The organism is Amycolatopsis marina (assembly GCF_900111885.1).
GTDB classification, from domain to species: Bacteria; Actinomycetota; Actinomycetes; order Mycobacteriales; family Pseudonocardiaceae; genus Amycolatopsis; species Amycolatopsis marina.
Genome location: NZ_FOKG01000006.1, coordinates 228557 through 252832 on the forward strand (window position 1 = coordinate 228557; position 24276 = coordinate 252832).

Genomic DNA, 24276 nt, shown 5'->3' on the forward strand with positions numbered 1-24276 from the left:
GCCGTCACAGCAGGTCCTGGATGTCGCTGGCGATGTTGTCGGCCTCGGGTCCGACGATCACCTGTACCACCGAACCGGCCTTCATCACGCCGTGCGCGCCGAGCTTCTTCAGCGCCGCCTCGTCCACGACCGAGCCGTCCTCCAGCTCGCACCGCAGCCGGGTGATGCAGCCCTCGATCTCGATCACGTTGTCGGCGCCACCGAGCGCAGCAAGAATCTTCTCCGGCCTTTCGTCCGCCACAGCGGCCTCCCTGGTCTGATCTTCGGCATCTCTGCCCTCGCGTGAGCATTACTACGCCGTTCGCCGCCTCGCGCGCCACCGGCGCAACACGAACCCATAACGGTGGTTGACACCTTTCGAGTGACGGAGCATTCTGCCCCATCAGCGAATGGTCTAGACCGGAACGTACCAATCAACGTTAGCGCGTGTCGAGCGCGGACAGGGTATGCCAGGAACGGAGGTGCCGGAATGGGAATCGACACCGGCGCCGATCGTGTCGCGGACGGCCCGACGCCGAAACACGCGCAGCTGCGGGAAATTCTGCGCCGCACGATCGAGGGAGAGCTTCCACCCGGCTCGCCCATTCCGTCCGAACGCGAGCTGGCCGAGCGCTACGACGTCTCCCGGCTGACCGTCCGGTCGGCGATCGGGAAACTGGTCGACGAGGGACTGCTCACCCGAGCGCGCGGCAAGGGCACGTTCACCGCCACCAAGCGGATGGACCTGCAGCTGTACCTGATGTCGTTCACCGACGACATGCGCCGCCGCGGCCTCATGCCGACCACCGAACTACTCGGCATCACGCGCGAAATCCCGCCAACGCCGACACTCAGCGCCCTCGGGCTGCCCGAGGGCGAGTGCGCGTACCGCCTGCGCAGGCTGCGCAGGGCCGACGGCGTGCCGCTGGCCGTGGAACGGGGCTGGTACCACGCGAGCAGGGTGGCCGGCATGCCGGAGCTGGACCTCACCCAGTCGCTCTACGCACAGCTCGCCGCCACATACGGCATCCGTCTCGACCACGCCAGGCAGACCGTCTGGGCGGAGTCGGCCGACGCCGAAACCGCACGACTGCTGGGTATTCGCACCGGCAGCTCGCTGCTCGTCTTCCGCAGGGTCTCCAGCATGCGCGGGGAGCCCGTGGAGGACATGACGTCCTGGTACCGGGGAGATCACTACCAGGTGACCATGCAGTTGGATCGGAATGACCCGGATTCCGGCCGCCCTGCACAACATGGAGGTACCCGATGAGCGCCACCCAAACAGCGGGGGCGAAGGGTAAGCGCAAGGGAATGGCCGGGCTGCAACGCTTCGGCCGCAGCCTGATGCTGCCCATCGCCACCCTGCCCGCCGCCGGCCTGCTGGCTCGCTTGGGCGCACCTGACATGCTCGGCGCGGAAGGGCTGGGGTGGAACAAGGTCGCCGAGGTTCTCGCCGCTGCCGGTGGCGGACTCTTCGACTTCCTGCCACTGCTGTTCGCCGTTGGTATCGCCGTCGGCTTCGCCCGCAAGGGCGACGGCTCCACCGGTGTGGCCGCCGTGGTCGGCTTCGTGGTGTTCAACAAGGTGGTGCAGGTCTTCGCGCCCATCGACTCGCTCGAGGGCTTCGGCGAGGGCTGGTACCTGCAACCGATCAAGTGGCCGTACTCCGTGCTCGGCGGCATCGTCGTCGGCCTGGTGACCGCGGTGCTGTGGCAGCGATTCCACCGGATCAAGCTCCCGTCGTACCTGGCGTTCTTCGGTGGCCGCCGGTTCGTGCCGATCATCAACTCGTTCGTGCTGATCTTCGTCGGCGTGCTCTTCGGCCTGATCTTCCCGGTGATCGATGCGGGAATGCAGAACATCGGCGAGGCAGTCACCAGCGATCCGGTCGTCGGCGGGGGAATCTACGGCATGCTAAACCGCTTGCTGATCCCAATCGGCCTACACCAACTGCTGAACGTGCCGGTTTGGCTCATCTTCGATGGCGGCGATATCACTAACTTCTTTAACGGCGACCCCGAGGCCGGCGCGTTCATGACCGGGTTCTTCCCGATCTTCATGTTCGCCCTGCCCGCCGCTGCGTTGGCGATCTGGCAAACCGCGAAGCCGAGTCAGAAGAAGGTCGTCGGTGGCCTGATGCTCTCCGCCGCGCTGACCTCGTTCCTGACCGGTGTGACCGAGCCGCTCGAGTTCGCGTTCATGTTCGTCGCGTTCCCGCTCTACATTCTGCATGCGGTGCTCACCGGTATCTCCCTGGCATTGGTGAACGCGCTCGACATCCATCTCGGGTTCTTTTTCTCAGCGGGCGCGATCGACTTTGCGCTGAACTCGGGAGCCCCCGCGGCCAGCAAGGCGTGGTTGCTCATCCCGATAGGCCTGGTCTATGCGGCGATCTACTACTTCTTGTTCAAGTTCGTGATCACCAAGTGGAACCTGCGCACGCCGGGCCGGGAAGAGGACGAGGAAGTCGTGGCCGCGGAGACCCCGCGCGATCCGGAGACGGACACGTCCTCGGCCGCCGGAACCGCCACCGACGCCGATTCCGGCAGTAGCACCAAGTCCTAGCATGCCCCAGGCGCAGTACGAGTCGAAAGGAACACCATGCCCGAGAGGCGAGTGACGGTCGCGAGCAAGGTAGGCCTGCACGCCAGGCCGGCCGCACTGGTCGCCAAGGCTGCTGCGGCGCAGTCGGTGGCCGTGAGCATCACCAAGGACGGTGGAGCGCCGGTCGCGGCGGGCAGCGTGCTCAACCTGATGACCCTCGCCGCCGGTCACGGCGACGAGGTGCTCATCAGCGCCGACGGCGAGGGCGCCGAAGACGCGATCAACGCCGTCGCCGAACTGGTGGCGACCGACCTCGACGGCTAACACGACCGGCAGCTCGCCATCACATCGAGAAATTCACTAATAGCCTGACCAGAAGCGGGTGAGGCGAGCCAACTAGTGTCTACGACGGCGCGGTTGGCCCGCTTCACCCGAACGACCTTAGCCCCTCGCGCGGCCAACCAAGAACCATCTTGCCCGTCACATCCAGATATGCAGGAGACACGGATGAAAGATGCGGCAAAGATCATCTCCTAGTTTAGACGGGTGCCGATTTTGTCCGTAGAGCAGTACGTGGACCGGCGGCCGGAGTTCTTAGGAAATGACCAGCGGCGATCGCGGACGCGGGTGCGGTGCCATTGCGGTTACTCCCGAGCAGCGCTCGGGACTGTCGACTGCCATATGACGACGGCTTCATCTGATGTGTGCGCCCTAAGGCGGCGGGCCGCCACAACCAGTTGATCGCCCCCACCAGCCAGGCCCGGTGGGATTCCTGACTCGACACCCAGCACCGCACTCAGTGCACGGTGAAATGACACCAAACAGGCCAATGCGTTGGGCCTGAACCGGCGGTTATCGCGGCACCAGGTGATCACCCTGGCCTGGGCGCAGATCGTTGCGTTGACTGACAATCTGTCTGCTTCCTAGCCAATCGTCTCGCAGGTGTAGCCAGCATGTCTGCTGCCTTCGGGTCATCTGCGCGAGACTACTGCGGATGTCGGAAGTGCAACCGGTCGGGCGCGCTCGTGGAACTGGTCTTCGGGCAGCTCCAGGTGGCTGGATCGACGATCTCCTTTGGCCTGGGAACCGGGCAACCTACCCTGTCAACGTTGCCAATACGTCAACTTCCCATTTCTGGCGCCTGCTCATTACCAGACAAGCACGCTCTGCCGCTAACCGTCGACTAAGAACACACTAACTTCCGAGAGTAACCGTACGTCATCCACGTGGACCATTGACCCTTACCGAAGCGTCGTCGAGTGGCACAAAACACGACAATAGAGGGATGTAAGCGATATGACAGCGTGGCCGGATAGCGTCGGTCACGTTAACGTCCAGCTGGGTATTCGGAGGCAACCAGTATGAACGCGGAACGTCTGGCGTTCCTCGACAGCATCGAGGCCAACCTGACCACAACGAAGCTAGACCGCACTATTTCCGACGAACACAAGGGGAAATCAAAAAAGTCGATTAAGAGAATGGCTGTGGCCGCCGCGGTAATGGCGGCAAGCGCTTCCTTTTCCACATTGTTCAATTCCACCGCTTACGCAATCACCTCTGAAACCCCAGTTTCAGTGGAATCCAGTTGCGGCATCCCTAATCCTATTCCTCGGGATCATTTCAAGTCCTGCGGCATCGGCGGATACAATCACTATTTCCGCTCTTCGTGGCCTTCGGGACCAGGAGGGATCAGGACTTGCTACTCGTTCTGGAGTGAACTCCTTGATCTTGGCTGTGGCACCGATCCTGGTAGAACCACTCAGGTTTGCGCCTGAAACCGTCACGTGAACAGTTAGATACTTAAGATTTGAGCCCGTAGGTGCTTACCTGATGAATTCGCAAGGTAAGCACCTACGTTCATTTTTCAGAGAATGGGGTTCACCATGGATGGTCTGGCCTGTCCTGTGACCGTCGTTGTTCCCACGCGGGACGAGGAGCGTTGCCTCACGCGCTGCCTGGATAGCGTGATAGGACGTGGATTTGACAATATCGTTGTCGTTGACACCGGATCAGTGGACAAAACTATCGAAATAGTAGACAAATACACCCATCATGGTGTTCAGTTGAGCCAGTTACCGTGGCCAGATTCTTTTGGCGAAATGCGAAACTCCGCCATTGAGATCGTCGGGAGCGGGTGGATAGTCTTCCTTGATGCCGATGAGTGGCTCGACGAACATTCATCCGAACAACTGAGAAGGCACCTAGCTTCACTGACCGGTACTCGGAATTCTGACCGCCTGACACTTGCGCCGATTATCAAACATGTCGGTCGGGAAGTGACTATTGAGGACGTTCCCCGCATCTTCAAGGCCGACAGCGGGATCCGCTACCGTGGTGCAGTACATGAATACCCGGTGCTCCGAGGAACGATCGATGAGCCGGTAGATTTGGCCAGCTTAGACGTCGTGTTCCACCATGACGGGTACGACCAGGCCGTGGTAAACGAAAAAAGCAAAAGAAGCCGCAATCTTCGTTTATTGAATGCCGCCCGCAAGGATGAACCAGACAACCCTAGATGGTTATATTTCACCGTTCGCGACGGGCTTTCCACCCTTGATCACGCGCAGTTGATCGACCTATGCACGGCCCTGAAAGACCTCTCTGAACAGAGCCCTACAACCGGCGACCGCCTCAGTGCTCGGCACTACTACCGCCGAGCACTCTGCATCGCTTGCCAAGGACTTGGCACCATGGGCGACTGGTCCACCGTGCACCGCTTTTGTGAAGAGTTAGACCGGATCGATCAAGGCAATAGCCCAGACGCCCATTATTTTCGTTCAGTCGCCGAGCTATTCAACGGCGTGGTGACCGATAGCGGTTTACTACGTACAATAGCACTCCGGCGCGAGGACGAACTGCTGTCGGCCAGCACAATCGATCCGGCAGGCCGCCACTTGGATGCTCTTATCGTCGCTATTCTGAGAAAAATCAAGAGTAGGTCGGATGCCGAAAGTTACCGCGCGCTTTGCGAGCCCTGGACTGACGCCTTCTTTCAATCCTCAAATTTGAGAACTTGGTAACTCATCGCCTGTTTTTCTGGCCATTGGACAGGCTCAGCAGGGTTCTACTATAGAAGTAAAGGCTAGGTGCCGGTGATATAACCATGCACACGGCATATGATGCGCATTTTGTTCCGTACTTCAATACGCCAGCGAGAGTTGGTCATCGAGTTTCTTCGTTCCACTGTTTAAGCAAAAAGTTCGCGCAAGGGGCGAGGCGGCAGGCTCAACGGCGTACGGCACCAGTGCGAGCCAGAAGTTTGATTGAAGCATAATCGCCGATTAATCTGGATCTTCGACGAGCCCAGTTGCAATACCAGCGGATACGCATTCCCTACTTTCGGCCCCTGCGTCAGCCTAACGATCATGAACAAACCGGGCTACACTAGGCGCGTACTCGAACGGGGGGGTGTTCGAATGACGCGGGCGTCTGTCGCATTGCTAGGCGACCTTGAGGTGCGGGTCGACGGCCAGATCGTGCCGATCAACAGACAAAGACTGCGGGCCTTGGTAAACGCGCTAGCGACGCGTGCAGGTCGGGTAGTTACATTCGAGCGATTGGCCGACGAGATATGGGGTGAGCAGGTGCCCGAACGGCCACGTAGCGGACTGCACACGTTGATCAACCAGCTACGCAATCTCATCGGAGCAGATCTGATTCTCACGAAGCCCGGCGGCTACCTTCTCGACCTGCCCCCGGACGCAGTCGACCTACTCCGATTCGAACGGCTTCTGGCTGCAGTGCCCTGCCCGGACCTGCTTGAGACCAGGACTGTGCTGGCAGAAGCGCTAGAGCTCTGGCGCGATGACACGCTAGCCCCACCGCATCTCGTAGAGCACTACCTTGCTGCCTTGGAGCAGCGGGTCGACATCGACTTGACACTAGGCAAACATTCTGAGCTGATCGCCGAGTTGCAGCAGCTCATCACCAGTTATCCACTGCGGGAGCCGCTCTGGGCGCGGCTGATCACGGCTTTGTACAAGTCCGAGCGGCATGCCGAGGCATTGGACACTTATCAGCGGGTCCGCTCGCTGCTGTCTGACACGCTGGGCACCGATCCGTCGCCTGCGCTGCGCGAGCTGTACCTGCGGGTGCTAGCTGCGGTCGATGTGTTGCCGCCGATGCCGACAACCGGTCCGGCAGTGCCACGGCAGTTGCCGCCGGACAACTCTCGATTCACCGGCCGTTCAGCCGACTTAGCCCTCTTGGACAAGGCCTTCCAAGAAGTTGCGACGGGCCGATCCCCGGCGCTGATCGCCGTGCACGGTCCCGGAGGTGCGGGCAAGACCACACTGGCCCTCCGGTGGGCACATCAGGTCAGTGTCAGATTCCCGGACGGTCAACTCTACCTCGACATGCGGGGCTACGGGTCCGACGAACCCCTCGACCCTGCATCTGCACTGGACATCTTGCTGAGGGCTTTCGGTGTACCCGCATCGCAGATTCCGTCTACGACAGCGGAACGTACTGCCTTGTGGCGCACGTGCCTGTATGGGCGGCAGGTCCTGCTGCTGATCGACAACGTCCGCGACGCCGGGCAGGTGCGTCCGTTATTGCCGGGAGTCGGCTCGGTTGTGCTGGTGACCAGCAGGAACGAGCTGCGTGGATTGGCCGTGAACAACTGTGCTTGGCGTTTGAACCTCGGTGAACTCAGCCCACATGAAGCAACCTCGTTAGCTTCCGAGGTGATCGGTGTCGAACGGTGCAGTGAGAATTCCGCAGCAGTGCTCGACTTGATCCGGCTTTCCGGTCGGTTACCCCTGGCGCTAGTAACCGCTGCGGAGCAAGTCACCCGCTACCCAGATACACCCATCGCCGATCTAGTCGCCGAGTTTCGCTCCGGCAGTGGACGGCTGGATCTGCTCGGTGAGACCGACGATGTGTCCCTTGACCCGCGATTGATCTTTTCCTGGTCGTACCAAGCGCTCGACCCCGTGGTGTCCCAAGCATTTCGGCTGCTAGGGCTGCACCCGGCCGCAGAATTTACAGTGCCCGCCGCGTCAGTCTTGTTACGTAGCTCAACGGCCGGTACCCGAAGGGTGCTCGACTCGCTCGTGTCGGCACACCTGCTTGAGCACAACCAACGTGGCAAGTACCGATTTTACGATCTGTTGCAAGCGTATGCGGTGGAACGGGCACTGGAGGAGGACTCCACTAGAAAGCGGGACGCGGCGATGCGGCGAATCCTAGACTGGTACCTACATACTCTCGTTCGTGCAAGGGCAACTGCGTTCGTCAGTTCGACCGTGGAAGTCGCGCCGGCGGAGGACGAAAGCGTGCAGCCGCTGGATTTCGTCAATGCGGATGTCGCCACGGAGTGGTATGTCCAGCAACGTGCCACGCTTGTTGCTGTTGTGGAGTACGCAGATGACAACGGATTCAATCGGCATGGATGGCAACTAGCGTTCCTGCTGCGGGATTTTCAAGAGGTCGAGCAGCACGTCGACGAGGGGACTCGGGCGGCAGAAGTCGCCATGCGCTGCGCGCAGCGGTCCGGCGACCAGGAAGCGCTGCGTTACGCGACACATCTCATAGGCGTCGCCTAAACGGCTCGGACGGCACAACTCGCGGAGCTGTGGCGGGTACAGACACTCCGCGCCGACTACGACGGTGTCCAAGTAAGCGCCTTAACTGCACGGGATAACCCCACCCTACGAACCCCGGCCCGGCGCCTGCCGGGCCGGGGTTCGTAGGGTGGGGTACATGGACAGTGTGCGGTTGATCGAGCAGTGGCCGGTGGACAACGCGTCGACAGCGGTCGTGGCCGCCGACGGCCGGGTGCTGGGCAGTCACGGTGACACCAGCCGGGTCTATCCCCTCGCCTCGGTCACGAAGCTGCTCACCGCCTACACCGCCCTCATCGCCATCGAGGAGGGCGTGGTCGAGCTGGACACGCCCGCGGGTCCGGAAGGCTCTACGATCCGGCATCTGCTCGCGCACACCTCGGGGCTCGGCTTCGACGCCCACAAGGTGATGGCGGAGCCCGGCACCCGGAGGCTGTACTCGAACGCCGGGTTCGAGCAGCTCACCGAGGCCCTCGAGCAGCACTCGGACATTCCGTTCCGGGACTACCAGGCGGAAGCGCTGTTCGGACCGCTCGCGATGCGCGACACCGTGCTCGAGGGTTCTCCCGCCGCGGGCGCGAAATCCACTGTGGATGATCTGACCACTTTTGCCGCCGAACTGCAGCGGCCCACACTCATCGACCCTCGCACGCTCGCCATGGCCACCAGCGTGGCCTTCCCCGGGCTGAGCGGTGTCCTGCCCGGATTCGGTCATCAGAAGCCCAACGACTGGGGCCTCGGATTCTCCATCAGGGACCACAAGAGTCCACACTGGACCGGTGAGCACAGCTCGCCCGGCACGTTCGGCCATTTCGGGCAGTCAGGCACATTCCTCTGGGTGGACCCCGAGGCCGGCGCGGCGTGCGTCGTCCTCACCGACCGCACCTTCGGCCCGTGGGCCGCCGAGACGTGGCCCCCGTTCACCGACGCCGTACTGGCCGAGTTGCGCGGGCAGGAAACCCCAAGCTAGGGAGTCATCACCCGGATCGGCTCCCCGGCAAGGTACGCGGCTATGTTCTCCACGGCGTCGGAGTAGAACACCGAGTACAGCGTGTCGTTGACGTAGCCGATGTGCGGCGTGAGCACCGTGTTCGGCGCTGTCCGCAGTGGATGGCCGACCGGCAGCGGTTCGACGTCGAACACGTCGAGGGCGGCGCACTTGATCCTGTTCTCCCGCACCGTGTCCAGCAGCGCGCTCTCATCGATGATCGGCCCGCGCGAGGTGTTCACCAGGACCGCCCCCGGCCGCATGACACCCAGTTCGGCCGAGCCGACGAGCCCGCGGGTGCGGTCGCTGAGCACGAGGTGCACCGAGAGGACGTCCGAGTTCCGGAACAACTCGTCCTTCGACACCGCGGTGACACCCTGTTCAGCCGCCCGCTCCTCGGTCAGGTTCTGGCTCCACGCGATCGTGTTCATCCCGAACGCCTGCCCGATCGCCGCCACCCGCGCGCCGAGCCTGCCCAGGCCGAGCAGCCCCAGGGTGCGCCCGTGCAGGCCGGTGCCGACCGCCTGCTGCCACCCGCCCGCGCGCACCGACCGCTCCTCGGCGGGAATGTTGCGGGCCGCGGCCAGGATCAGCGCCCAGGTGTGTTCCACCGTGGGTTCCGCCCGGTAGCCGGTGCCGCAGACCACGACGCCCTGCTCCCCTGCCGCGCTCAGATCGATGGCCGCGTTGCGCCTGCCGGTGCTGACCAGCAGGCGCAACGCGGGCAATCTGCGCAGCAGCGCCGCGTCGAACCGGGTGCGCTCGCGCATCGCCACCACGACCTCGAATCCGTCCAGCCGCCGGACCAGTTCGTCCTGGTCTCCGATGTGCTCGGTGAACACCTCGACCTCGGCGCCGAGGCTGTCCCAATCGGCGAAGTCGAGTGCGACGTTCTGGTAGTCGTCGAGAATGGCGATCTTCATCAGCCCAGCCTAGATCGCGTCTCCGGTCACCGCCGCGTCATGCTCCGTCCGCACTCTTCGCCTCCCTCGCGCGGCCCATGATCTCGTCCACGACGTCGTTCTTCGCGTCCGCGTAGTGCTGGATGTAGGTCCAGGTGCGGGCCGCCAGTTCCCGCTTCGTGTTCGCGTACAGGTCGCGGTCCGCTTCGTCGGCCCTGAGGTGGTCCCGGAAGGTCAGGTAGCGTTCGATCTCGCCGGTGTCCGGCGAGTACACGTGCAGGTTGACATCGGTGTCCGGTCCCTTGAACGCCCGGTGTCCGTCCTTGGGCTCGCGGATCACCAGCCGGTATCCCGCCGCTTCGAGCGCGGGCAGATAGGCGCCCTCGTCGTCGACGTCCGGCACGATCAGCAGGATGTCGATCCGCGGCTTCGCACACAACCCCGGCACCGCGGTGGAGCCGATGTGCTCCAGCACGAGCACCCGCTCCCCCAGTGTGCGGCGGATCCGGTCCGCCTCCCGTTCGTAAAGGGCGGGCCAGGCGGGGTCGTATTCGACCATCGTGACCGTCGAGTCGAGGACAGGCGCACCGCCCACCCAGATGGATTCGATGTCGTCGTCGGAGTACACGTTGCGGCCGGGTACCGGCATGACTGACTCGGTCCTTCCTCAAGGCAGTCGACCAACCTAGCACCGGGCTTACCCCAGCGGCAACGGAATTGTCCCTCCGGTCGCCGCCCGCAGGGCATCGCGCATCGCCGCCCGTGGGGCCTGCTGCCCGGTGAACTGCTCCACCTGCCCGAAAGCCTGGTGCAGCAACATGTCCAGACCGGTGCCGAGGCTGCCGCCCCGCTCGGCCACGGCCCTGGCCAGCGGAGTGGGCCAGGGGTCGTAGATGACGTCGAGCAGACACGCCGCGAGTGCGAGGTCGTCGAGGTGCGGCTCGACCGCGGCCGACGGCACGGTACTCACCACCACCGGTGCCTGCGCCAGTTCGGCGAACTCCACCTCGGACCACTTGAGCACCTCGACGGCGAGGCCCATCCTGGCGGCGGCGGCCGAGGTCTCCTCCGCTCGCGCGGGTTCGCGCACCACCAACCGGACACCGGACAGTCCCAGTTCCGCGAACGCGACCGCCGCGGCGGCGGCCGTGCCACCCGCGCCGAGCACCACCCCGGTCGCGCCGGGATCAGCACCGCGAAAACCACCCGCCGAGCGCAGTGCGCCGACGACGCCGTCCACATCGGTGCAGTCGGCCCGCCAACCGGAATCGCACGGCACGAGCGTGTTCGCCGCGCCAACGGCCGCCGCTCGCGCGGTCACCTCCGACGCGAGGGCGAGCGCGGCACGTTTGCCCGGCATGGTCACCGAAAGCCCGGCCCATTCGGGCCCGAGGTCTCGCACGAAACCGGGCAGGCCGGCCGCGTCCATCTCGATCCGGTCATAGGTCCAGCCGGTCAGCCCGAGTGCCCGGTAGGCCGCGCCGTGCAGTACCGGTGAGAGCGAGTGCTCGATCGGCTTGCCGACGACGCCGGCGCGGAGCCGCCCCTCGGCGGGAGCTGGCTCAGTAGGCACCGCGGGCCTGTGCTTCGCGCCGGTTCTGGTTGTGCTCCTCGTTGGTCTCGGCGAAGCAGGACAGCCCGTTCTTCTCGCACTTGACGAAGAAGAGGATGTCCCCTTCAGCGGGCTCGAGCGCGGCCTTCACGGCCTCGGGACTGGGCGCCGAGATCGGCGTCGGCGGCAGCCCCGTGTTGCGGTAGGTGTTGTACGGGCCCGCCCGATCGCGGTCCTCGGGTTTGGTCCGCACGACCGGCCGGTCCAGCGCGTAGTTGACGGTCGAGTCCAGCTGCAGCTTCATGCCCTCGTCGAGGCGGTTGTAGATCACCCGCGACACCTTCTCGAAGTCCTGCTTGACGGCCTCCCGCTCGATCAGGGAAGCGATCACCACGATCTGGTACGGCGTCTTGCCGGTGCCCTCCGCCGCGTCCGGCAGTCCCGTGGCCTCCAGCCGGGTCGCCGACGCCGTCAGGAGCGACTTCAGCAGTTCCTCCGCCGTCTGTCCCGGCCGCACGTCGTACACACCGGGCGCGACGAGGCCCTCGATCTTCCGGGCCCCTTCGGCCTTCGAGGCGTCGCGCACCGCCCACTCCGGCACGCCCAGCGCCGCCAGGTCCGCCTCCGCGGCGACCGAGCTGAGCTCCTCGACCGGAACACAGGTGCTGGTGCCGTTGAGCTCGGCGCAGGACGCGTCGGACACCAGCTTCAGCACGCCGGGAGTGGCCGAACCGTCCGGCAGTGTGACGTCGTCCAGCTGGGTGCCCGCGCGGATCTGCAACTCGCCGACCCGCGCCTCCGGCTCGACGATCCGGCTCACCGCGGCAGCACCGGACATCTTGGTCTTGAGCACGTAGTACCCGGGCTGCACGCTGCGGATGCCCTCTTCGTCCGCACCGGCCTTCACGAACGCCTTCGCGCTCGCGACCACGTCCTTCTCCTGCAGGGTGGCGGCGATGGCGTTGGTGGAGTCGCCCTTCTCGACGCGGATCAGGACGTCGGTCTCTCCCGCGCCCTCGTAGTCCTCGTACCCGAAGATCTCGGTGATGCCGTACCACGCACCGCCGGCGAGCAGCACGATGACCGCGACGGCCGCGATCCAGCCGAACGCGCGCTTCGTCCGGCCGCCGCGCCTCCTGCCCAGGTCTTCCCGCTCGTCCTCGAAGTACTCCGGCTCGGCCCGGTCCTCGTCCTCGAAGTCCTCGTCGTAGTCGTCGTGGTCGTCGTAGTCGTCGTCCATGTACTCGTCGTCGGCGTACTCGGCGTCGTCCCGGTCGTCGTGGTCCGGGTGCTCAGCCTCGTCCGCATACGCGTCGACGGGTTCCGCGGCGGCGAGTTGCCCGGGTTCGAGGCGCAGCACCTCCGTCGGCCGCTCGTCCGGCGGCGGTCCCGATGGTCGCAGCCTGCGCCGTCCGGTCACGGGCGGCGGCGGTGCGCCGAGATCACCGGCGTGCCCGCCCTCCTGGGGCCGGACCACGGGACGCCGGGGCGGCAGCGGCCTGCCCGCGGGCGGCGCGCCCGGAGGCCCAGCGAGCGGCGGTGGCGGTCCCGCCGGACCGCCGCGCCGTGGCGGACGCGGCGGCGGCGCACCAGGCGGCGGTGGCTGCGCGGCCGCCGGAGGGGGCGGGACGGCAGCCGGAGGTACCGGTGGGGGTGGCGTACCGGGAGGACCGGGAGGACACTGTGGTCGCAGCCTCCGCCTGCCTCCGGTGCCGTCGTTCGGTGGAGTGGTCATCGGCCCTCCCCCTCGGCACGACGGATGTGGGACGCGCGCGCGTCGAGCCAGCCCTGCAGGATTTCCACAGCGGCCGCCTGGTCCACCACGGCACGCTGCTTTCGGCCCTTCACGCCACGCTGCGACAACATACGCGCGGCGCTGACGGTCGTGAGGCGTTCATCCGCGAGCCGCACCGGAACCGGATCGACCAGCCCGGCCAGACGCTCGGCGTAGGACACGGCGATCTCGGCCGCCGAGCCGTGGCGGTCGGCCAGAGTTCTCGGCAATCCGACAATCACCTCGACCACCTCGTGTTCGGTGACGAGCTGGACGATCTGGTCGAGGTCGCTGTCCTTGTCCGCATCACGGGACAGGGTAACGAGCGGGCTCGCGAGAAAGGGCGTGGGATCGCTGAGCGCGACGCCGACCCGGACCGAGCCGACGTCGACGCCCAGCCGCCTGCCCGCCCCGGGGTCGTGTTCGCCAGGGCGATCGGGACGGCGCGAACTCACCCGCGAGCCACCGCGTCACCCAGCAACCGGATGGCCGTGTCGATCCCGTCGGGGTTCGTGCCGCCGCCCTGGGCCATGTCGGCCTTGCCGCCGCCCCTGCCGCCGACCGCCTCCGCGAAGGCGGGGACCAGCTTGCCCGCGGCGAACCCCTTGTCCCGCGCCGTGGACGTGGTGCCGACGACGAAGCTCACCTTGCCCTCCGACGGCGCGAACAGGGCGACCACGCCGGGCCGGGAGCCGAGTCGGTTGCGCACCTCACCCGCGAGCGCGCGCAGTCCGGCCGCGTCGATGCCCTCGGCGATCTTCTCCGCCACCAGCGCCACGCCGCCGACGTCCTTCGCCGAGTCGGCGAGCGCGCCTGCCGAGCCGAGCACCTGCTGTGTGCGCAACTGCTCGATCTCCTTCTCCGCGCTGCGCAACCGGCTGAGGACGTCGTCGATTCGCGCGGGCAGCTGCTCGGTCGGCACCTTCAACGTGCCGGCGAGCTGGGAGACCAGCAGTTGCTCCTTGCGCACGTGCCGTAGCGCATCCTGCCCGACCAGGGCCTCCACCCGGTGCACACCGGATCCGATGGAGGAGTCGCCGACCAGCTTGACGAGGCCCAGCTGACCGATGCGCTCGACGTGGGTGCCGCCGCAGAGTTCCCGCGAGTACTCACCCATGTCGACGACACGGACGTCGTTGCCGTACTTCTCGCCGAACAGCGCGACCGCGCCGAGCTCCAGCGCCTTGTCCTTGGTGGTGACGTAGGACTGCACCTCGACGTCGGTCTGCAGGTAGTCGTTGACCTCCTCCTCGACCTCGGTCAGCACGTCGGCGGACACCCCGCCGGAGGAGGTGAAGTCGAACCGCATGCGGCCCGGCGCGTTCAGCGAACCCGCCTGCGCCGCCCGCTTGCCGTACGCCCCGCGCACGGCGGCGTGAACCAGGTGGGTGGCCGAGTGCGAGCGGGCGATCGCCTCGCGCCGCTCGGCGTCGACCGACCCGGTGACCTCGGTGCCGAGGCCGAGCTCACCCTCGACGACCTCGACGCGGTGCACGAAGAGCCCGGGCACGATCTTCTGCACGTCGAGCACCTTCAGCTCGACACCGGAGCCGAGCAGCACGCCGGTGTCGGCGACCTGGCCACCGCTCTCGGCGTAGAACGGCGTGCGGTTGAGCACGACCTCGGCCTTGGTGCCCGCGCCCGCGCTGCGCACCGGAGCGCCGTCGACCAGCAGGCCGAGCACGGTGGCGGTGGCCTGGAGGTCGGTGTAGCCGAGGAACTCGGTCTCGCCGCCGTCCTCGAGCAGCTGCCGGTACACCGACAGGTCACCGTGCCCGCTCTTGCGGGAAGCGGCGTCGGCCTTCGCCCGCTGCCGCTGCTCCTCCATCAGCGCGCGGAAGCCCTGCTCGTCGACCGTGAGCCCCTGTTCGGCGGCCATCTCCAGGGTGAGGTCGATCGGGAAGCCGTAGGTGTCGTGCAGCTGGAACGCCTTGTCGCCCGCGAGGATCCCCCCGCCGGAGGACTTGGTCTGCTCGGCGGCGAGGTCGAAGATGCGCGAGCCGCTGGTGAGGGTGGCCAGGAAGGCCTCCTCCTCCGTGCGCATGATGTCGGAGATCCGGTCGAAGTCGCTGACCAGTTCCGGATAGGACGGGCCCATCGCGTCCCGGACGACGGTCGCGAACTCGGGCAGCACCGGCTCGTGCACACCGAGCAGCCGCATCGAGCGCACAATTCGGCGCAGCAGCCTGCGCAGCACGTAACCCCGGCCGTCGTTACCCGGGGTCACCCCGTCGCCGATCAGCATCATCCCGGAGCGCGCATGGTCGGCCACCACCCGGAACCGCACGTCGTCGGTGTGGTCGGCGCCGTACCGGTGCCCGGAGATCTCCTCGGCCCTGGTGATCACCGGTCGTACGAGATCGGTCTCGTAGACGTTCTCGACGCCCTGCAGCAAGGTGGCGACCCGCTCGACGCCCATGCCGGTGTCGATGTTCTTGGCGGGCAGCTCACCGAGGATCGGGAAGTCCTTCTTGCCGCTGCCCTCACCCCGGATGTTCTGCATGAACACGAGGTTCCAGATCTCGATGTAGCGGTCCTCGTCAACGACCGGCCCGCCTTCGCGGCCGTACTCCGGGCCGCGGTCGTAGTAGATCTCCGAACACGGACCACACGGACCGGGGACACCCATCGACCAGAAGTTGTCGACCATGTCGCGAGCCTGGATCCGGTCACTGGGCAGACCGGCGACCTTCTTCCACAACGCGGCCGCTTCCGCGTCGTCCTCGTACACCGTGGCCCAGATCCGCTCGGGGTCGAACCCGAAACCACCCTGGTCCTGCGGCGAGGTGATCAGCTCCCAGGCGCGTTCGATCGCGCCTTCTTTGAAGTAGTCACCAAAGGAGAAGTTGCCCGCCATCTGGAAGAAGGTGTTGTGCCGGGTGGTCTTGCCGACCTCGTCGATGTCCCCGGTACGCACACACTTCTGCACGCTGGTCGCCCTCGGGTACGGCGGTGGGACCTCACCGAGGAAGTAGGGCTTGAACTGCACCATGCCCGCGTTGACGAAGAGCAGGTTCGGGTCGTCCAGGATCAGCGAGGCACTGGGCACCTTGGTGTGCCCGTGCTGCTCGAAGTGCCGGAGGAACCGACTGGCGATCTCGTGTGTTTCCACTGGTTTTCCTTGGTCGTGCGGGCCGGGCGCGCGGCTGTCGCGCGCATCGGGCCGGGATGGCTGTGCGGGCCGGTAGAGGCGGAGGGAACCGCGTCCCGGTCGAGAAGTGCGGTGCGGTCAGCCCTCCGCCCGGCGCGCTCGCCGGGGACGCGGCGCGGGGGCGGCGTGCCTGCCGTCGGCCGCCGCGGGGCGCGGTGACCGGCGCGCGACAGGGGTGACCACCCTGGACCGCTCCTCCACGATGTCGCTCAACTCCTGCTCCCGCTCGCTCATGCCGGCGCGCACATCGGCGCCGAAGGTGCCCACGGCACCGGCGAGTTCTCGTATCGCCTCGCCCACATTCGAGGCTAACCCTGCCGGGCTGGCCTGACGAGCGGTTTCCGTCGCCTTGCGCGACAGTGCGACACCGGTCACGACCCCGACCCCGAGCCAGAAGATCCGCTTCATCGCCGGAATCCCTTCCGCCTGCGGGAGTGCTTCCCGGAATCCACGGCCTTCGCGTTGCGGCGGGCCTTCACGGCCTTGCTGATGCCGTAGGACAACGCCGCCGTCTTCACCAGCGGCCCGCCCAGGGTCGCGGTGAACACCGACGACAGCGCGGAGACGTTGCCGGAAACCGCCTGCGCGTTCGCCGTGATCCCGTCGACCCGCTCGAGCTGGGTGTTGACGTGGGTGATGGTGTCGTTGGCCCCGTGCAGCAGCGGATCCGTGTTCTCGTGCGCCTTGCGGAGCGCGATCGTCGCCTCGTCCAGCGTGCGGCCGAGCTTGATCAACGGGATCGCCAGCAACAACACCAGCAGCACGAACGCGCCTGCGGCGACCAGTGCGGCGACCTGCCCTGCCGACACGTGCCCTCCTCGAAAGTTCGATGGCTGTGTTCTCTTGAAGGTCCGCTTGAAGGTTCGCTTGAAGTTCGCGGAATTGCCGGTCAGGCTACCGCGCGCGCCCGCGCCCGGCCGGGCGGCCCGCCGATCACCCGCCCCTGGTTTCACCGCGGACGCTGCGCCGCAACTTCGGCACGCGCTCGGCGAGTGTGCGTTCCGCACCGTGCTGGGTGGGGTTGTAGTAGTCGGCGCCCACCAGTTCGTCCGGCGGGTACTGCTGTGCCAGCACTCCTTCCGGGGCGTTGTGCGGGTACCGGTAGCCCTGCGCGTTGCCGAGCTTGGCCGCACCCGCGTAGTGGCCGTCGCGCAGATGTGGCGGGACGGTGCCGATGCGTCCCGCCCGGACATCGGCGAGCGCGGCGTCGATGCCGGCGATCACCGCGTTCGACTTCGGTGCGGTGGCGAGGTGCACGGTGGCCTGCGCGAGCGCGAGCCTGCCCTCGGGCATTCCGATGAACTGCACCGCGTGCGCGGCCGCCACGGCCGCCTGCAACGCCGTCGGGTCGGCCATCCCGATGTCCTCGCTGGCGTGCACGACGAGCCTGCGGGCCAGGAAGCGCGGGTCCTCCCCTGCCTCGATCATCCGGGCCAGATAGTGCAGTGCGGCGTCCACGTCGGAGCCGCGGATCGACTTGATGAACGCGCTGATCACGTCGTAGTGCTGATCGCCGTCACGGTCGTAGCGGACCGCGGCCTTGTCGACGGCGGCCTCCACGATGGCGAGGCCGACCGTCCTGTGCTCGGTGACACTCGCGGCGTCGGCCGCTGCCTCCAGCGCGGTCAGCGCGCGTCGCGCGTCCCCGGACGCCAGGCGCACCAGGTGGTTCTCCGCGTCCTCGGTGAGTTCCAGCTCACCGCCGAGGCCGCGCTCATCGGCCATCGCGCGCCGGATCAGGCCCCGCACGTCGTCGTCGGTCAGTGGCCGCAGTTGCAACACCAGCGACCGCGACAGCAGCGGGGACACGATCGAGAACGACGGGTTCTCCGTGGTGGCGGCGACCAGCAACACCGTCCTGTCCTCGACCGCGCCGAGCAGCGCGTCCTGTTGTGTCTTGGAGAAGCGGTGTACCTCGTCGATGAACAGCACGGTGTTCTCGGCGTTGTAGTTGCGCCTGCGGCGGGCCTCCTCGATGACCCCGCGAACCTCCTTGACGCCGGCAGACAGGGCGGACAACGCCACGAACCTACGGCCGGTGGCGGTGGAGACCAGGTTGGCCAGCGTGGTCTTGCCGGTTCCCGGTGGCCCGTGGAGCAGCACCGAGGCGGGCGCGGCCCCCTCGACGAGCCTGCGCAGCGGGGCTCCCTCCCCCAGCAGGTGCTGCTGCCCGACCACCTCGTCGAGCGAGCGCGGCCGCATCCGCACGGCGAGCGGCGCCCCGGCCGCGGCGGCGGGCACGCTCCGCTCGCCCGTTGCCGTGGGGGTATCGACCGGCTCCGGTGGCGCGGCCAGGTCGGGGTTCACCGTGAACAGCTCGTCTTGTTCCACGTATCGAAGGTATCCCGCACCGCCGACACGCGTTGCGCTGGCGGTGAACAATGTGGCTGCGCACCCTGTCCGCCCGCGATGCTCGCCCCTCCCGGATCCCGTCGCCCCGTGGGACGGCCGCCCGGCCTAAGCACTTTCCCGGGAAAGTGCGAATCCGGAAACTCGCGTCCCTGGTCATGGGATTGACCTCACGCACTTTCCCGGGAAAGTGCGGTGCCACGGGTCAGGGCAGCCGGGTGGCCAGGGACTCTCTCGCCGAGCGGAGCATGATCGCGGCGGCGTAGGGCATCAGGTCCCGGCCTCTGCGCCACAGCCAGGGAATCCCCTTCACCACCAGCCAGCCGACGTGATCGGCCGTGCCCACCGGCGCGCCCCCCGACAGGCGCAGACCGACCGGGGCGGGGACGGCGAAGCCGCGCTGCCGCAGCATTTCCGTGAACCCGCGAGCGAGCAACCGGTGTCCCAGTTCGGACGGATGCAGCCGGTCCACGCTCCACGCGTCGAGGTCGTACGCCCCCGGCACACCGGCGAGGTCGAGGCAGGGCACACCGCGCCCGACGACGACGGAGTCGATGGCCGTGTTGAGCATCTCGATCCGGGCCCGTAGTGCCCGGTGCAGCGGTCCCGGCAGGCGGAAGACCCGGCCGTGGTCGTGAAACCGGACCACGACGGGAACCGCACCGACGGCCAGCAGACGGGTGACGATCTGGTCCAGGTCGGCTGCCACGTCCACCGGGCTGAAGTCCGAGCGCAGGGTGTCGTTCATCCCGGCCAGCACCAGCACGGCGTCCGGCCGGTGCGCCAGCGCGTCCGGCAGCTGACGTTCCCGCACACAGCGCATGCGCGCACCGGTGAACGAGTGGTTGACGTAGCCACCGGGCTCGACGCCGAGTGCGTCGGCGACGAGTGGGCCGACGCCGCGCCAGCCACCGTCGGGAAGTGGATCACCGAGTCCGACAGCGGTCGAGTCGCCGAGTACCGCGAGCCGGTGCGCGGTCCGGCCCGCGGTAGGCAGCGCGGTCGTCGGAGGGGTAGGGAGTGGGTCGAGGGTCGAAGTGACTTCGTTACTCACCACGGTCACGCGTCAGAGGATCCGGCACACAGGCTCACTCGGGATGATCGCCGGGTAACAGCGTGCGGACGCCCCGGCGAACCCTCGGTGCGCGCGGCCCGGTTACCGGAAAGCGGGGTACAACGCGAGTTCCAGCCCCTGGCCGTACCTGGCCTCGAGCGCGGCGGCGACGTCGCGGGCGTGAGCCGCGAGTTCATCCTGCCCACCCCTGTCGGCATGCGCGGCGAGATCGCTCCACCAGGTGATCAGCGCCGCCGACCTGCTGGTCGGCCCTGCGGTCGTACCAGCGGGCAGCTTCGGCAACAGTTCCCAGGTCACCATCCAGACCCCGAGCAGCTGACTGTCCAGCAGGTACGCGGACAGCGCCTCGTCGTCGGCGAGCGACGGCCAGATCTCGGCGATCTCCGCCCGCCAGGCCGCCACCATCGCTTCGCTCATTCCGGCGGGCAGCGCGAGGGCGTCGGGACTGGTCACGAACGGAACCCGCAGGTGCGCGGCGTCCACCAGGGCGCTGCGCACGCGGCCGCGTTCGAAGTCGAGGAAGCGGACGCCGGAACTGGTCACCAGGTTGTTGTCCGGCCACAGGTCCACCGGGCTGAACGCCCGGTAGCAGGCCGACCTCGCGTGCTCGGCGGCCCGCTCGGCCGCGGCGCGGACTCGCTCGTGGGTCCCCACGCCCAGGGTCTTCTCCAGCAGGGCGGGCAGCTGGGCACAGGCCGTGAGCGGGGAACTGTCGTCCCCGCCGACGGGTCCGCCAAGCCTGCGCAGCAGGGCGTTGAAGTCGGCTTCCCTGCTTGCCGTGCTGGCATGCAGCCTGCCGAGGGAACGAGCCCAGGACAGTAGTGCGGTCTCGGCGGCGCGGGCGTCCGGTGTGCGGAGCTTGTCGCGCAACGTCGGCGCGTGCCCGAGGTCGTCGATGACGAGCACCCGCTCGCGCCCGTCGTGCGCGACGAGTTCCGGGCACATCCGCTCCTCGGGCGGGAGCGCGGTGAACAACTGGTAGCTGACCGCCTCCTGAGCGAACGGGTCGGGCTGGCCCGGTCCGGGGGTGCCCGGATAGTGCTTGATCACCAGGGTGCGGGGCAGGTCGAACGGCGAGGTCGCGACCTTGGCGCGCACCACTGTGGCGGGACCACTGCCGTCGAGGTCCTCGGGGTCGACGAGGGTGATGGCGCTGCCGAAACGCTGGGACAGCACCGCCTCACCCGCGGCGAGAGCGGCCTCGATGGCGAGTAGTTCCGCTCCAGCGCCGAACGTCGAATCATCTGCAGCGGAGGTGTCGACTGTCATTGGTCACGACCCTACTAGTGAGCGAGCGACAAGGACCACTGTCAACGACCAGACCGTGCCCTGACCGTCATCAGGACACGGTTCGGCCGGGAACCGGTGGAACACGGAGGTTTACGTCAGGCGCGGGGCTCCGGCTTGGCGTCCACCCCTGCTTCCTTGCGCTGTTCGGGAGTGATCGGTGCCGGAGCCGCGGTGAGGGGGTCATACCCACCTCCGGTCTTCGGAAACGCGATGACCTCGCGCAGGGACTCCGCGCCGGCGAGCAGCATGACGATCCGGTCCCAGCCGAAGGCGATGCCGCCGTGCGGGGGCGCGCCGAACTGGAAGGCGTCGAGCAGGAAGCCGAACTTCTCCTGCGCCTCCTCCTCGGAGATGCCCATCAGCTCGAACACCCGCTGTTGCACGTCCCTGCGGTGAATACGGATCGAACCGCCGCCGATCTCGTTGCCGTTGCAGACGATGTCGTAGGCATAGGCCAGCGCGTTGGCGGGGTCGGTCTCGAACTTGTCGATCCACTCCGGGGTCGGCGAGGTGAACGCGTGGTGCACCGCGGTCCACGTGCCGCTGCCCACGGCGACGTCGTCGGTCTCGGACGCGGGCGCGAACAGCGGCGCGTCCACCACCCACACGAACGACCAGGCGTTCTCGTCGATCAGGCCGAGCCGGCGACCGATCTCGATCCTGGCGGCACCGAGCAGCGCGCGAGCGTCGTTCTGCTTGCCCGCGGCGAAGAAGACGCAGTCGCCGGGCTTGGCTCCCGCGGCGGCGGCGAGGTTCTCCCGCTCGGTCTCCGACAGGTTCTTGGCCACCGGCCCACCGAGCGTGCCGTCCTCGCCGACCAGCACGTAGGCCAGACCCTTGTGCCCGCGCTGCTTGGCGAACTCCTGCCAGGCATCGAGCTGACGGCGGGGCTGGTCGGCGCCACCGGCCATCACCACGGAGCCCACGTACGGCGCCTGGAAGACGCGGAACGGGGTGTCGGCGAAGAACTCGGTCAGGTCGGTCAGCTCGAGGTCGAAGCGGAGGTCCGGCTTGTCGGTGCCGTACTTGGCCATCGCCTCGGCGTAGGTGATCCGCTGGAACGGCGTGGTCAGCTCGACGCCGACGAGCTTCCACAGCGCTGCGACGATGTCCTCGCCGAGGGCGATCACGTCGTCCTGCTCGACGAAGCTCATCTCGATGTCGAGCTGGGTGAACTCCGGCTGCCGGTCGGCGCGGAAGTCCTCGTCCCGGTAGCAGCGGGCGATCTGGTAGTAACGCTCCAGTCCGCCGACCATGAGCAGCTGCTTGAACAGCTGCGGTGACTGGGGCAGGGCGTACCAGCTTCCGGGGCGCAGGCGCGCGGGCACCAGGAAGTCGCGGGCACCTTCGGGGGTGGAGCGGGTCATCGTCGGGGTCTCGACCTCGACGAAGTCGCGCTCGTGCAGCACCTCGCGCGCCGCCCGGTTCACCTCGCTGCGCAGGCGCATGGCGTGCGCCGGACCGCTGCGCCGCAGGTCGAGGTAGCGGTGCTTGAGGCGCACCTCCTCGCCGACCTCGACGCGGTCGTCGATCGGGAACGGCAGCACCGCGGCCTCGGAGAGGACCTCCAGCTCGGTGGTCAGCACCTCGATCGCGCCGGTCGGGATCTCGGGGTTCTCGTTGCCGGACGGCCGCTGAGCGACCTCGCCGGTGACCCGGATGCAGAACTCCGAGCGCAACTGGTGGGCGCGCTCGGCCATCTCGCCCTCACGGAACACGACCTGGGCAACACCGCTGGCGTCGCGCAGATCGATGAAGATGACACCGCCGTGATCGCGCCGCCGGGCCACCCAGCCGGTGAGGGTGACGGTCTGGCCAGCATGCTCGGCACGGAGTGTGCCGGCGTTGTGGGTGCGAAGCACTGGGGTTGCTCTCCTCGTTCTGTCGGAGCACGCGGTTGTCGGGCGGTGTCTGCGGCGGATTTGCCGACGGTAAAGGCTAACGAATCACCCCGGGGGGCTCGCCACCAGGTTTCGCCCTGGCACCGGCTGTGTGCGTGCCGACCACCCGGCTTGGCCTACAGCAGCGGCAGCTGCTCACCTTGCAGAGTAGGCACCGGGCCACGGGCCACCTGCACCGGGACCACCTCGGAGGACTCACGCTGCGCGTCCCCGCGGACACGGCCGGTGTCCCCGCCTCCGTGCTCCAACCCGTGCTGGCGAAGCAACCGGGAAACCCGTTCGGACAACCAGCGGCGGTAGGCCACCCCGGCGTAGCTGCCTCCCGCGTAGAGCCGGCGGTACCGCGGCACGAGCGCCGGGTACTCGGCGGCCAGCCACCTGCCGTACCACTCGCGAGCGCCGGGACGCAGGTGCAACGGCAGCACCGTCACGCCGGTCGCCCCTGCGGCGACGACCTCGGCGAACAGGGCACCCAATGCCTCGGTCGAGTCGGTGAGCCCCGGCAGCACCGGCGCGACGAAGACACCGCAGGGCAGTCCGGCGTCCCGGATACGCCGGACCAGGTCGAGTCGTGCCTGTGGGCTCGGAGTGCCCGGTTCGAGCTTGCGTTGCAGGTCGCGGTCGAGCAGCGCGATGGACACACCGAGGCCCACGGGCACATCGGCGTTCACCTCGCGGAGCAACGGCAGGTCCCGACTCAGCACGGTGCCCTTCGTCAGGATCGAGAAGGGAGTGCCGGAGCGGGCCAGCGCCCGGATGATTCCCGGCATCAGCCCGTAGCGACCCTCGGCGCGCTGGTAGGGATCGGTGTTCGTACCCATCGCCACGTGCTCGCGCGCCCAGGACGGCTTGCGCAGTTGGGACGCGAGCACCTCCGCGGCGTTCACCTTGACCACGACCTGGGTGTCGAAGTCCCGTCCGGAGTCGAAGTCGAGATAGTTGTGCGTACTTCGGGCGAAACAATACTTGCAGGCGTGTGAGCAGCCACGATATGGGTTGACGGTCCACCGGAAGGGCACACCGGAAGACGGGCCGACCTTGTTCAGCACCGAGCGGGCCCGGACCTCGTGAAAGGTCACACCGGCGAACTCCGGCGACTGGACCGTCCGGATCAGCCCCGCGAGACCAGGTAGCGCCTGCTCGTTTCCGCCCCCGACCCGCTGCCTGTCCCATCGCACCCGCAGAGTCGAACACACGTTCGAAGTCG

At 67.1% G+C, this 24276-nt stretch carries 20 protein-coding genes and 1 pseudogene; 7 read left to right on the plus strand and 14 right to left on the minus strand.

The features are described 5' to 3' along the window. Positions 1 to 4: 4 nt before the first annotated feature. A pseudogene (locus tag BM199_RS12445) lies at positions 5 to 262 on the minus strand (PTS sugar transporter subunit IIB); the annotation flags it as partial. A 207-nt stretch (positions 263 to 469) separates the two neighbouring features. Here BM199_RS12445 and BM199_RS12450 point away from each other — a divergent pair. The 7 genes from BM199_RS12450 (at position 470) to BM199_RS12475 (ending at position 9057) form a co-directional block, all read left to right on the plus strand. Beyond that, positions 470 to 1249, plus strand: a complete 780-nt coding sequence (locus BM199_RS12450; RefSeq protein ID WP_091673035.1) for a GntR family transcriptional regulator — start codon at positions 470 to 472, stop codon at positions 1247 to 1249. Continuing rightward, positions 1246 to 2544 (plus strand): PTS transporter subunit EIIC, encoded by a 1299-nt coding sequence (locus BM199_RS12455; RefSeq protein WP_177242590.1) that lies wholly within the window; start codon positions 1246 to 1248, stop codon positions 2542 to 2544. Before BM199_RS12450 ends, BM199_RS12455 begins: the two co-directional genes overlap by 4 nt. A gap of 36 nt (positions 2545 to 2580) precedes the next feature. Beyond that, positions 2581 to 2847, plus strand: coding sequence for an HPr family phosphocarrier protein (locus tag BM199_RS12460; protein WP_091673038.1), 267 nt, complete (start codon positions 2581 to 2583; stop codon positions 2845 to 2847). A gap of 1037 nt (positions 2848 to 3884) precedes the next feature. Beyond that, positions 3885 to 4298 carry a hypothetical protein gene (locus BM199_RS33285; protein ID WP_143101823.1) on the plus strand — a complete coding sequence of 138 codons (414 nt, stop codon included), beginning with the start codon at positions 3885 to 3887 and terminating at the stop codon, positions 4296 to 4298. 96 nt (positions 4299 to 4394) lie between these two features. Next, entirely contained in the window at positions 4395 to 5543 is a 1149-nt protein-coding gene (locus BM199_RS12465) for a glycosyltransferase (protein WP_091673040.1), read from the plus strand. A gap of 396 nt (positions 5544 to 5939) precedes the next feature. Then, positions 5940 to 8069 (plus strand): AfsR/SARP family transcriptional regulator, encoded by a 2130-nt coding sequence (locus BM199_RS12470; protein ID WP_281245693.1) that lies wholly within the window; start codon positions 5940 to 5942, stop codon positions 8067 to 8069. Between the two features lie 157 nt (positions 8070 to 8226). After that, positions 8227 to 9057: a serine hydrolase domain-containing protein gene (locus BM199_RS12475; protein WP_091673043.1), complete on the plus strand. Its 831-nt coding sequence runs from the start codon at positions 8227 to 8229 to the stop codon at positions 9055 to 9057. Here BM199_RS12475 and BM199_RS12480 read toward each other — a convergent pair. The 13 genes from BM199_RS12480 to BM199_RS12540 all read right to left on the minus strand — a co-directional run bounded on the left by BM199_RS12480 (position 9054) and on the right by BM199_RS12540 (position 24247). Next, positions 9054 to 9998 (minus strand): D-2-hydroxyacid dehydrogenase family protein, encoded by a 945-nt coding sequence (locus BM199_RS12480; protein ID WP_091673045.1) that lies wholly within the window; start codon positions 9996 to 9998, stop codon positions 9054 to 9056. The two genes, BM199_RS12475 and BM199_RS12480, sit on opposite strands and share 4 nt — an antisense overlap. Before the next feature lie 37 nt (positions 9999 to 10035). Beyond that, the gene (locus BM199_RS12485; RefSeq protein WP_091673046.1) at positions 10036 to 10626 is read right to left on the minus strand and encodes a GrpB family protein; all 591 of its coding nucleotides are present in this window, start codon (positions 10624 to 10626) and stop codon (positions 10036 to 10038) included. A gap of 48 nt (positions 10627 to 10674) precedes the next feature. Continuing rightward, positions 10675 to 11550 (minus strand): shikimate dehydrogenase, encoded by an 876-nt coding sequence (locus BM199_RS12490; protein WP_091673048.1) that lies wholly within the window; start codon positions 11548 to 11550, stop codon positions 10675 to 10677. After that, positions 11540 to 13264, minus strand: coding sequence for an endolytic transglycosylase MltG (gene mltG / locus BM199_RS12495; protein WP_091673049.1), 1725 nt, complete (start codon positions 13262 to 13264; stop codon positions 11540 to 11542). The genes BM199_RS12490 and mltG overlap by 11 nt, the downstream gene beginning before the upstream one ends. Further along, positions 13261 to 13758, minus strand: a complete 498-nt coding sequence (gene ruvX / locus BM199_RS12500; RefSeq protein WP_091673051.1) for a Holliday junction resolvase RuvX — start codon at positions 13756 to 13758, stop codon at positions 13261 to 13263. The genes mltG and ruvX overlap by 4 nt, the downstream gene beginning before the upstream one ends. Continuing rightward, on the minus strand, positions 13755 to 16415 hold the full coding sequence (gene alaS, locus BM199_RS12505; RefSeq protein WP_091673053.1) for an alanine--tRNA ligase: 2661 nt from the start codon (positions 16413 to 16415) through the stop codon (positions 13755 to 13757). The genes ruvX and alaS overlap by 4 nt, the downstream gene beginning before the upstream one ends. Positions 16416 to 16532: 117 nt before the next feature. Then, a complete protein-coding gene (locus BM199_RS12510) occupies positions 16533 to 16862 on the minus strand; it encodes a hypothetical protein (protein ID WP_091673054.1) in 330 nt (109 codons plus the stop codon). Beyond that, the gene (locus BM199_RS12515) at positions 16859 to 17263 is read right to left on the minus strand and encodes a DUF948 domain-containing protein (RefSeq protein WP_091673056.1); all 405 of its coding nucleotides are present in this window, start codon (positions 17261 to 17263) and stop codon (positions 16859 to 16861) included. The genes BM199_RS12510 and BM199_RS12515 overlap by 4 nt, the downstream gene beginning before the upstream one ends. 124 nt (positions 17264 to 17387) lie before the next feature. Then, positions 17388 to 18785 (minus strand): replication-associated recombination protein A, encoded by a 1398-nt coding sequence (locus tag BM199_RS12520; RefSeq protein ID WP_091673057.1) that lies wholly within the window; start codon positions 18783 to 18785, stop codon positions 17388 to 17390. Positions 18786 to 19008: 223 nt separating this feature from the next. Continuing rightward, on the minus strand, positions 19009 to 19866 hold the full coding sequence (locus tag BM199_RS12525; RefSeq protein WP_091673059.1) for an SGNH/GDSL hydrolase family protein: 858 nt from the start codon (positions 19864 to 19866) through the stop codon (positions 19009 to 19011). Between the two features lie 93 nt (positions 19867 to 19959). Next, on the minus strand, positions 19960 to 21147 hold the full coding sequence (locus BM199_RS12530; protein ID WP_091673061.1) for a phosphotransferase: 1188 nt from the start codon (positions 21145 to 21147) through the stop codon (positions 19960 to 19962). A 116-nt stretch (positions 21148 to 21263) separates the two neighbouring features. Then, positions 21264 to 23030, minus strand: a complete 1767-nt coding sequence (gene aspS / locus BM199_RS12535; protein ID WP_091673062.1) for an aspartate--tRNA ligase — start codon at positions 23028 to 23030, stop codon at positions 21264 to 21266. Positions 23031 to 23185: 155 nt separating this feature from the next. Next, complete coding sequence (locus BM199_RS12540) at positions 23186 to 24247, minus strand: Rv2578c family radical SAM protein (protein ID WP_091673257.1); 1062 nt, start codon at positions 24245 to 24247, stop codon at positions 23186 to 23188. Between the last annotated feature and the right edge of the window lie 29 nt (positions 24248 to 24276).